General features: G+C 42.7%; 10 protein-coding genes. 9 read left to right on the top strand and 1 reads right to left on the bottom strand.

Going from position 1 to position 10,379, the window contains the following annotated elements; all coding sequences use genetic code 11:
• Window positions 1–555: 555 nt before the first annotated feature.
• Window positions 556–726: a hypothetical protein gene (locus tag IIC38_18385; protein ID MCH8127895.1), complete on the bottom strand. Its 171-nt coding sequence runs from the start codon at window positions 724–726 to the stop codon at window positions 556–558.
• A gap of 36 nt (window positions 727–762) precedes the next feature.
• Between IIC38_18385 and IIC38_18390 the strand changes: the two genes are divergently transcribed.
• The 9 genes from IIC38_18390 to IIC38_18430 all read left to right on the top strand — a co-directional run.
• The gene (locus IIC38_18390; GenBank protein ID MCH8127896.1) at window positions 763–2,757 is read left to right on the top strand and encodes a GMC family oxidoreductase; all 1,995 of its coding nucleotides are present in this window, start codon (window positions 763–765) and stop codon (window positions 2,755–2,757) included.
• A gap of 65 nt (window positions 2,758–2,822) precedes the next feature.
• Window positions 2,823–2,987, top strand: a complete 165-nt coding sequence (locus IIC38_18395) for a hypothetical protein (protein ID MCH8127897.1) — start codon at window positions 2,823–2,825, stop codon at window positions 2,985–2,987.
• 99 nt (window positions 2,988–3,086) lie between these two features.
• Window positions 3,087–3,389, top strand: a complete 303-nt coding sequence (locus tag IIC38_18400; GenBank protein MCH8127898.1) for a hypothetical protein — start codon at window positions 3,087–3,089, stop codon at window positions 3,387–3,389.
• A 29-nt stretch (window positions 3,390–3,418) separates the two neighbouring features.
• Complete coding sequence (locus IIC38_18405) at window positions 3,419–4,729, top strand: NADH:flavin oxidoreductase (protein ID MCH8127899.1); 1,311 nt, start codon at window positions 3,419–3,421, stop codon at window positions 4,727–4,729.
• 358 nt (window positions 4,730–5,087) lie between these two features.
• Window positions 5,088–6,548, top strand: a complete 1,461-nt coding sequence (locus tag IIC38_18410) for a serine hydrolase (protein ID MCH8127900.1) — start codon at window positions 5,088–5,090, stop codon at window positions 6,546–6,548.
• Window positions 6,549–6,971: 423 nt separating this feature from the next.
• Entirely contained in the window at window positions 6,972–8,285 is a 1,314-nt protein-coding gene (locus IIC38_18415; protein MCH8127901.1) for a glutamyl-tRNA reductase, read from the top strand.
• 8 nt (window positions 8,286–8,293) lie between these two features.
• On the top strand, window positions 8,294–9,247 hold the full coding sequence (gene hemC / locus IIC38_18420) for a hydroxymethylbilane synthase (protein ID MCH8127902.1): 954 nt from the start codon (window positions 8,294–8,296) through the stop codon (window positions 9,245–9,247).
• Entirely contained in the window at window positions 9,244–10,044 is an 801-nt protein-coding gene (locus IIC38_18425) for a uroporphyrinogen-III synthase (GenBank protein ID MCH8127903.1), read from the top strand. Before hemC ends, IIC38_18425 begins: the two co-directional genes overlap by 4 nt.
• Window positions 10,035–10,379, top strand: a 345-nt coding sequence (locus IIC38_18430) for a porphobilinogen synthase (GenBank protein MCH8127904.1), incomplete at its 3' end; no start/stop codon positions are given. The genes IIC38_18425 and IIC38_18430, both read left to right, overlap by 10 nt.

Here is a 10,379-nt window from a genome sequence, read left to right on the forward strand (position 1 = left end):
TATAATCAGGTTATTAAGGGCAGTACCAACAAGATTCTTCGCTGGCGCTCAGAATGACATTTCAGATGATGTTGTGCATTTTGCAACAGCCTGTGCGACGGGATGACATTAGGAAACTTTAAGCTTAAAAGCTGATTCATGAATTATCCAGGTTAATTGATTTTTATAGAGTGCACATTTAGCAAAAAGTTTTGACAAAGATTATCTATTTTGAGCTTTTATATAAAATGGCGTTAGTTATGCAATAACTTCAAGTATTCTGTTTTTTGACTTTATTTTTTTTAAAGAAAGAATATTTAATTGTTGCATAATTGTGATATATTATTTACAATTCAACATCCTCTGATTCAAACCGGTTTTTCCATGGACGGATTAAAACCTTATCATCCTTCTTCTCTTCTATGTGATGATCAGGGGAGTTATTCAAATGAAATTTTAAATCAAACCGTAAAAAAAATCTCTTCGAGTTACACAAAAATTTATTGAGTTTAAACTCAATAAATTCAAAGATTCTAGTGCATATGACAGGTCTTATTCTCTAATGTTTTCAGGCTGTCAAAAACCCCAAAACTGCGACAAGTTTATGAATAAATCAAGTTCATTAATTTCAATCGTCAGGTCTCTGTCCCGGCTATGGTCGATATCTAGCGTTACATCGATGTGAATCAACGCAACTTCCTGTGCGACAAAAAAATGATACCATAAATACATCTGGTTCGAAGGCATATAGGCTCTGAATATAAATTAACATGGAGGCAAGTCATGGGAGCAAATACACAGACCAAACAGCCGCTTAAACCGCAGTTCTTCACGAAGGGCCAATTCAGAACGCTTGAAAAATTCGCGGATGTGTTTATTGAAGGTGAGAATGAGGCCATAACCCCCCGCGAAATTGCAATTAATCTTGATTCTTTCCTTTTTAAAATGCCATCAAAGCGAAAGGGTAGTATTAGGTTACTTTTTATCATTATTGAATATGTGTTTCCATTGCTGTCTTTTCGCTTACTTCCGTTTTCAAGACTGAATACTAAGGCACGAAAAAAAATAATTTCAAGAAAGCTGGAAAGAACCAAAAGGGGCACTATCCTGCGATCTCTCTCTAAAATAAAGCTTCTGTTTTTCTTCGGCTACTATGGTGATCCCAGGGTTAATGAAAAAGTCAATTTCGTTCCGGTTAAAAAGCGTAAAAAATATAAGCCCGAAGACTTTGAAATACTTAACTATAGAAAACTGCCAATTGAAACACCTACGGAAGATACCCTGAAAACCCAAGTTTGTGTGATCGGTTCCGGCGCCGGAGGTGCAGTAGTGGCCTATAATGCGGCAGCCGCTGGAAATGATGTCGTTTTGCTGGAAGAAGGAAGTTATGTTACTGCCAAGGAAATGAATCATGATCTCCGGGAAATGATCCCAAAGCTTTATAAAGAGGGTGGAGCACAGACCACCGTAGACTCTCTGATGCCCATTATCCAGGGCAAATGCCTCGGCGGAACAACAGTTATAAATAATGCAATCTGCCTGAGGATTAATAATCCGGGAATGTCTCCGAACGGGCATGATTTATTGGCGGTATGGAAGAAGCTTGGTGTAAACATAGATGTAAACAAGTTGAATGAAGCCTACGATCGAGTGGAGAAAAAGATCAATGTGGGCAAGATTTCGGAGGAAACCGGAGGTGAGGGCGGCAGGGTATTGCTTGACGGGATCAAAAAATTACAGAGCTCCGGCGAGCTTGATAAAAAATATAAGTCCGACTACTTCAAGAAAAACTATAAAGAGTCATTGGGGTGTGGGTTTTGCAACTGGGGATGCCCTTATGGTCGCAAAATGTCTATGCTGGAAACCTACATTCCCGGGGCTATCGACAATGGGGCCAGGGTAGTTACGGACTGTAAAGTAGTAAAAATTGAAAGGCATGGAAATAAAGTGACCGGGGTGAAATGCGAGCTAAAGGGTGGCCGTAAGCTGTTTGTTCGGGCAGATAAAGTGGTTGTGTCGTGCGGCGCCATTGGCTCCAGTGTTTTATTGATGGAGAGCGGTATCGGTGGTTCCAGAGTTGGAAAAAACTTCTCTTTTAATGCATTTACTAATATGAACGGCAGATTCGAACGTGTGATAAACTCTTATGACGGGGCTCAAATGGCATCGTATATGGATGGCGGTAACTTCATTTTGGAAACGATTTTTAACCCGCCCATGCTTCAGTCCGGCCTCATCCCCGGTTGGTTCAATACCCATTTTGAGCGTATGAGAGCGTATGACCGTCTTGCCAGTATCGGTATAGTGGTGGGAACCGAGAACAATGGACGCGTGAAACGAATCAAATTCCTGCGGGATCTGCTTGGTCCAGTCATCTATACAATGACAGACAAGGATTTTAAGGATCTGAAAGACGGCATGGTGCTCGCCACTCAGGTCTTTTTTGCTGCTGGCGCCAAGGCAGTTTATCCGAATTCCCTTGTGGATATCGAAATGAAGGCGGATGAATTCGATTCCCATGACAAGATAGAGCGGCTGATCAACTCAAAGATCAAAAAACCGAACGACGTCATCCATGGTTCGTCCCACCCCCAGGGTGGTAACGCCATGAGTGACAGTAAAAAGAAGGGAGTTGTGAACAACCAGTTTAAAGTACATGGTTATGAAAATCTATACGTCTGTGATGCGAGCGTTTTCCCAACTACAATAACAGTCAATCCCCAGCTTACAATTATGGCGATGGCGGAATATTTAAGTAATCAACAGGGGTGGGTTTAGTTTAGAATGGGTAATAAAGTAGTATTCAATTGAAGTCATAAAAATTAAAATACAAGGAGGTCATTATGGAAGAAAAAAAGATTTGGACATTTGAGTCTCTAGCTCAATGCAGTCGGTCTGAACTTGATAATGTGCTTGCAACCAGCCAGGCTTTCGATTACGAAAAGTTGAACGGTTATATTTATTGTGGCTGGATTCATACCTGGGTTGGTAAGCTAAGCGGGGAATAATTTAAAAAAGCGTTTTATAAGAAAGGTGATCGGAATTTAGGCTATAACGAAAATGTAGAACAGGATCACAAGGGGTTTCGGGGTGAATGGAAAGTCCGGATGAAAAATGGCAGACCAAGGCAACTCGGATATTACCGAGCTTCATTAGTCAAAGACGAACCTTACCAAAAGCTTTTTAAACCCTATATGCATACTGCACTTGTCGATTATAATATTTCGGAAAACACAGGCTTTATCAATAGAATGTCTAAAATGATCCGAGACTTCATTGTAACGCCTAATGAGGGTGACCATAGCTTATTACTCTCAAAAGCTTTTTTTCAATTCGCTCCCTGGTTAACGATCTGGCATTCCTTTTTCATCTTAGGTAAGAGACAGGAAATTGAATTCAAACCCTGGTAGCAAATTTTTCAAAACAAGGAGAAAATCTAATGGAAAAGGATGTCATTTTTGCACCCTTGAAGTTTCGGAACCTTACAGTTAAGAACCGGATTTTTCGATCCAACATATCCGGAAGATTTGATAATTACGATGGATCGGGTACCTCTGCACGGATAAATTGGGAAGAAAAATTCGCACGAGGAGGCGTTGGAGCAATCATTTCCTCGTTTTGTCCGGTTCACATCAGGGGGCGTATTTTGCCAAATTATGCAATGATCGACCATGATAATCGTATTCCATTTTGGAAAAAAGTAGGCGAAAGAGTACATCAATATAATTGTAAGTTCATTTTGCAATTGAGCCATTCCGGTAGGCAACGAGATATTGGTGGTGTTGAAAATGAAAACCGAAAAGCATTGAGTTCAACAAACAAAACCGAGCCGTTTCATGGTCTCGAATGCCAGGCGATGACAATTCAACAGATTAAAGAGACAATCCAACATTTTGCAGATGGCGCTAGAAGAGCCAGGGAAGCCGGGCTCGATGGCGTGGAATTGCATGGAGCCAATGGATATCTGATTACGCAATTTCTGAGTTCCGGAATTAATGATCGTAAGGATGAATATGGCGGCTCTTTAGAGAATCGCGCACGATTTGTTTTGGATATTATCAGGGCAATTCGTAAGGAAGTCGGAGAAGACTTCCATTTGCAGTTCAAAATCAGCGCGGTAGATTACAATAATGCAGTCATCTTTTGGGACAAAAAAGGAAATAAGCTTGAAGATTCTATACAAATCTGTAAATGGGCTGAAGAAGCCGGTGCAGATGCCATTCATGCCTCGACTGGCAGTTTATTTCCTCATCCCTTGAATCCACCGGGAGGAATATTACCCAAAGTTGCCGGTAAAACGTACGATTCTATGATTTCAAGCGGTAAGTTTACTTTTCGGAATTACCTTCTTTTTAGATTTAAGATATTGAGACCCATCTTTAATTTTCTGTGGAATAGAACCCGGGGAGATGTTATTGAGGGTGTCTCGGCTAATGACGCTAAGGAAATCAAAAGGAATATTGGTATTCCGGTTTTGAATACGGGAGGCTATCAAACTGCTTCAGTTATTCGTGAAAAAATCAATGATGGCTTTTTTGATGCGGTTGCAATTGCACGCCCCTTGATTGCAAATAATGACCTGGTTAAAATTTTCGAACAGGGTAAGGATACGCCGGATAAGCCATGCACCTACTGCAATAAGTGCCTGGTGAATGTTGTTGAGAATCCATTAGGGTGCTATGAAGAGTCCAGATTCAACAATTACGATGAAATGATCAAACAGATAATGTCTGTTTATGAGAACCTCTAATTTTAGAACTTAACCTTCGGTATCGATGGAGTTGATTTCTTTTTTCGCTGTGGGTAATTAAATTAATTATGCTTGACAATTAAATTCAAAGGCCTATACTAACATCAATTGAATTCCATATGTGGACTATCCAGGCCGGAATAGCTTTGCTTCGTTACAAGTTTCCTTTTATTAGTTTTTGAAATTTCTTGGTAAAGACTTATCTTTCTAAATGGTTTATATTTCTTCGAAACTACTTGTTATAATGGCTATTTTAACTAGGGTCTATGAGGCGCCAAGGTGCACAACACTTTTTCTGAAAGATAGTCTTTTGAAGCGAGTCACTCATAGCAGTATTTTTGATTGGATTAGGAGGTCAATGAGGACAAGCATCCTTACCGGCTTCGTACTCGCAGCCGCGTTCATACTCTCGGATAGCGCTTCAGGCCAAGCGTACCAGCGATCGGAGCTTACGGCTCAAGTCGACGAGCTGTTCGGTGAGTGGGATACGGAGGATTCACCGGGCGCGGCGCTCGGGGTCTATAAGGAGGGAAGAATCATCTACGCGCGAGGGTATGGCACGGCGAACCTGGAGTACGGGATTCCCATGACGTCGCAGACCGTTCTGCGGATCGGGTCCATCTCTAAACAGTTCGTCGCGATGTGCATCGCAATCCTCGTTGAACCGGGAAAGCTGTCGTTCGACGACGACATACGCGCCTATCTCCCAGAGATGTCAGACTACGGCCAACCGATCACGATTCGCCACCTGTTACATCACACGAGCGGAATCCGCGAATACCTCACCCTCGTCGAACTGATCGGGAAACCCGAGGGAAGCGGATTCGGCTATACGACGAGAGAAGTTCTTGAACTTCTCGCCCGACAGGAAGATCTCAACTTTGACCCCGGGGAGAGGTTCTCCTACACCAACTCCGGCTATTTTCTTCTGATGGAGATCGTCACACGCGTCAGCGGAATGAAGGCTAGCGTATTTGCCCAAGAGAACATCTTCGATCCTCTTGGCATGAAGAACACTCGTTTCTATGACGACCCGGACGCTATCATCCGGAACCTGGGGTTCGGTTATTCCCCGAAACAAGATGAGGGGTATCGCCTGGACATCCTTCGCTCCGAGGTCGTCGGTGACCTCGGCATCATCACCACGGTCGAGGATTTTCTTCGCTGGGACAACAACTTCTATGACAACAAGCTCGGAGCCGGAACGCAGGAATTGATCCAGACGATGTTCACGCGCGGACGAACAGATGACGGAGAGGAGTTATCCTACGCCTTTGGTCTGAAATTCGGCTCCTACCGTGGCTTATTGACAATGGGCCACAGTGGAGGGGCGGTGGGATATGTGTCGGAATTCTTGCAGTTTCCAGATCACAGATTCTCGGTCGTCATCCTGTCGAACTTGAGCTCGTTTCACCCCGGACTCTTGGCCCGACAAATCGCCGACCTTTACCTTGCCGATCAGTTTACCGAGACGCCAGTCCCAAGCGACGAGGCCCGACGCCGACTCCGACCTTCTCGCCCGAAAGCCGTAACCCTGCCGATTGAAGAGCTTGAAGCCTTTGCGGGTGATTTCTATAGCGACGAGCTCGACTTCTTTTACTCATTCCAGGTCAGGGAGGGCAGCCTTCAGCTCGAGCTCGGCGGAAATCGGATTGACCTGGTTCCCTATTCCGGCAATCGCTTTGGTTGGGGTCGACGAGAACTGAAATTCCTCAGAAACGCGAGCGGTGCCGTCTCCGGCTTCACGCTGGATGCCGGCGACGTACGGAATCTGAAGTTCCGAAAGGTCGACAGCCGGATTCCCAGCGAGATGCGCTAATGCTACCCGAGTTTTTCAGGCGGATTTTTACCGAATTGATAAGTGGAGGTTAGGAGGGATAATTGAACAAACAAATGACTACAGCCCTTAGCTCCGTTTAAAAATACGTCACCAAATTTATGAAACAGACCACAAACCAACAAGTATGAACATTTTAAAAATGTTCCCCGTCTTTTCATTCTGAAAAATCATTTTTCATATTGAAAATAAAAAGGAAACATCTCTCTTTTAATTAGGTTTATATATCTGTTTAATCAAATTTGTAACTTTATATATATCAATACTCTATGAATATTATCAAGCTACCCCAAATATGAAAAAATGATTACTTTAAGTTGGCATGGGGTTTGTAACTGCTTTAGTTGTTGGGAATATCTAACCAAATAAAAACTTAAATTTAATGAATTCTTGGACGGTAATAAAATGTCTATTATTCTTGTCGGGTTAAATCATCGCACGGCGCCGATTGAATTAAGGGAGCAATTTTCACTTGCACAATGTGCTTTGCAGTTGGCATTAGAAGAACTACGGAATTACATAACTTCAGATACGCCAAAAGACAATGGAAGTCAAAAAATTGGAGGCATTTCTCAAATTGATAGCATCATTCTCTCAACTTGCCATCGTGTTGAAGTTTATGCAGATGTTGAAAATGCTGAAAATGGACAAAAGAAACTGGGAGAGTTCTTAGGTCAGCTTCAAGGGATTCCATACGGACGGCTTAAATCTTACTTATATTTTTATAAAGATCGAGAAGCAATTGAACATCTAATGCGGGTAGCCTCAGGCTTGGATTCAATGATCCTGGGAGAACCGCAAATCCTCGGTCAAGTCACCCGGACTTTTCTAGAGGCTCAAAAAGCATTTCATGTGGGGTCAGTCATATCTCAAGCATTTTCTCGAGCGATCCACACCGGCAAACGTGCAAGGAACGAAACGGGAATTGGTCGTTATACAACTTCTGTGGGGCATGCAGGCGCCCGGTTAATACAGCAAAAAGTCACGAATCTTTCAAAAGCTCGAGTGCTTTTGATTGGGGCAGGCGAAATGGCCGAATTGGCTGTTCGTACTTTAAGAAAATATGATGCAAAAGAAATTAGAGTTATCAATCGAACCTTCTCCCGGGCTAATGAATTGGCGCAAGAAGTGAACGGAAAAGCAGTTCACTGGAACGACCTGTCAGATGTATTAGTATGGGCAGATGTTATCATTAGCGCAACCGATGCGCCGCATTTGGTGCTCCATTCTTCCCAGGTCGAACAGATCTTACCATTGCGTAAAAACCGATCTCTATTGATTGTTGACATCGCGTTTCCTCGGGATGTTGAACCTACAATAAAAGACCTAAACAATATAGAATTGATCGATATCGATGATCTGAAATCAGTTGTTGATGAAAATATGGAATACCGTAAAGCCGAAATTCCTCATGTAGAAAAAATCATTGAAGAAGAAATAGAATTGCTTTATGATTGGCTGAACAGCAGGCAGCTTATACCTGTATTAACCGATTTGCGTAGAAAAATAAAAGACCTGGTTGAGGAGGAATTACAAAAGGCTTTGCGACGGCTAAAGAACCTGGACGCGCATGACCAGCAAATCATTAAGCAGATGACACACAGAATCTCCAACCAGATCCTTCATGAGCCTACAGCTCGTCTAAAGAAAAGTGCCTCTAATGGCAATGGTTTTCACTATGCAGATACGGTGCGCGAACTCTTTAATCTTGACAAATAAGTGTTTTTATGCAAACAGGTACCAAACAATCAAATTCAACACTGCGACTCGGGAGCCGCGCTTCAAAGCTTGCGCTTTGGCAAACAGAATTTACCAAGGAATTACTGCAAAAATTTTATCCTGAAATGAGTTTTGAGATTGAAACCATTACCAGCCGCGGTGATAAAATCCTGGATACGCCACTGCCATTGATTGGTGGAAAAGGCATTTTCACTGACGAACTGGAATCCGGTTTGTCGTCAGGTACGATTGACCTTGCAGTGCATAGCTTGAAAGATTTACCAACGGAATGTTCTCCTGGGTTAACGATTGGAGCAATACCCAAACGAGCGCCCGCTTTCGATGTTTTAGTAAGCAGGAAGGGATATACTTTGGAAAAACTACCTGTGGGCGCCAGAGTTGGGAGTACCAGCTTCCGCAGGACTTCACAAGTATTATACAAGCGTCCGGACTTAAGAATGGAAAGCATTCGTGGCAACGTGGAGACCCGCGTTCGTAAAGCCTTAGATAGAGAAGGTATCTATGATGCGATCATTTTAGCATTCGCTGGTTTAGAACGTCTTGGGCTTGAAGATGTCATTAGTGAAGTGCTTTCTTTTGAGCAAATGTTACCGGCACCCGGACAGGGGGCATTAGGTATACAATGCCGTGATGAAGAGTCAATGGCCTCAATACTGGCAACAATTAACGATCTAGAAACCCAATTGGCTACAACTGCCGAGAGAGCGTTTTTAACAGGTTTGGGCGGAGGCTGTTCTTTGCCCATTGCCGCATTTGCTAGATTTGAAAACGATGCATTGTTTTTACGAGGTCGGGTTATTGCACAAGATGGCTCATCAATGATAGAAGTTGACAAAAGACAATCAGTTCAACTTGTTGATGATGCATATAAAATAGGAATAGAGCTTGCACAAAAAGCAATCGGTCTTGGTGCAAATGAGCTTCTTAAAGTTGAAACATGAAATCAAAAAAAATTGTAATTACACGTTCGATCCACCAGGCAGGAGAGTTGGCCAACTTGTTGCGTGAACAGGGCGCTAATCCATTATTTTATCCATGCATAGAAATCGCAGCCCCGGATGACACAAGAGAGTTAGATTCAGCCCTTTACAAAGCTGACCAGGACTATTTTGATTGGATTGTTTTCACAAGCGCAAATACGGTTTTTTCAATCGCTAATCGGCTTGCTGAATTATCATTATCTCCTTCCAGGCTCAATACAGCAAATATTGCAGCTATAGGACCTGCAACCTCGCTTGCGGTGGAGAATTATCTAAATCTCGATGTGAACCTAATGCCTGAGGATTATGCTGTCGAAGCGCTGGTTGACGTATTTCCGTCTGTTTCAGAAAAAAATATCTTATTGCCCCAATCAAACCTGGCTCGCCCTTATTTGGCTGAAAAGCTGACAGAAATGGGCGCTGAAGTTCTGGCAATAGCGGCCTATCAAACCAAAATTGGCACGGGCGGCTTTGACTTGTCTGCAGGTTTGGCTAAAAATGAAATTGATGCCATTACATTTACCAGTTCTTCAAGTATTTTTTATTTCCTCGATCGCCTGAAAATAAGTGAGATCGACATCAAACTATTAGATGGCATTTGTATCGCTTGTTTTGGTTCAATTACAGCCGAAACCGCTAGACAGGCTGGCTTGTCTGTTTCTGTGCAGACATCAGAAAACACATTTAAAAACCTTGCCTTTAAGTTAACAGAATATTTCGATCAATCAGAATTACTAGAGAAAGAAAAATGTCGATAGAATTTCCCCATATCCGTCCACGCAGGCTACGTTTGAATGAGAGTTTGCGACGAATGATGCAGGAAACAACATTGAATCCTGCTGACTTTGTGTACCCGCTTTTTGTTCGGCATGGCAGCGATATACAACATCCTATTCAATCTATGCCGAGAGTTTTTCAGTGGTCCATCGATAAATTGATCGGAGAAATAGAAGAAGTTGCAGCGCTTGGAATCCCTGCCGTGATGCTCTTTGGTATTCCGGAGAAGAAAGATGCATATGGCAGTGAGAATTATAATCCGGAAGGAATCATTCCCCGGGCGATTCGTGCGATTAAGGAAACCTTACCTGAATTT

The organism is candidate division KSB1 bacterium (genome assembly GCA_022566355.1).
Lineage (GTDB): Bacteria > Zhuqueibacterota > JdFR-76 > JdFR-76 > DREG01 > JADFJB01.

Bases quoted from the DNA above. Each gene is read 5' to 3' on its own strand.
- IIC38_18390 (MCH8127896.1), top strand. From the start codon at position 763: ATGGGAGCAAATACACAGACCAAACAGCCGCTTAAACCGCAGTTCTTC.
- IIC38_18400 (MCH8127898.1), top strand. From the start codon at position 3,087: ATGAAAAATGGCAGACCAAGGCAACTCGGATATTACCGAGCTTCATTA.
- IIC38_18425 (MCH8127903.1), top strand. From the start codon at position 9,244: ATGAAATCAAAAAAAATTGTAATTACACGTTCGATCCACCAGGCAGGA.
- IIC38_18395 (MCH8127897.1), top strand. From the start codon at position 2,823: ATGGAAGAAAAAAAGATTTGGACATTTGAGTCTCTAGCTCAATGCAGT.
- hemC (MCH8127902.1), top strand. From the start codon at position 8,294: ATGCAAACAGGTACCAAACAATCAAATTCAACACTGCGACTCGGGAGC.
- IIC38_18385 (MCH8127895.1), bottom strand. From the start codon at position 726: ATGCCTTCGAACCAGATGTATTTATGGTATCATTTTTTTGTCGCACAG.
- IIC38_18410 (MCH8127900.1), top strand. From the start codon at position 5,088: ATGAGGACAAGCATCCTTACCGGCTTCGTACTCGCAGCCGCGTTCATA.
- IIC38_18415 (MCH8127901.1), top strand. From the start codon at position 6,972: ATGTCTATTATTCTTGTCGGGTTAAATCATCGCACGGCGCCGATTGAA.
- IIC38_18405 (MCH8127899.1), top strand. From the start codon at position 3,419: ATGGAAAAGGATGTCATTTTTGCACCCTTGAAGTTTCGGAACCTTACA.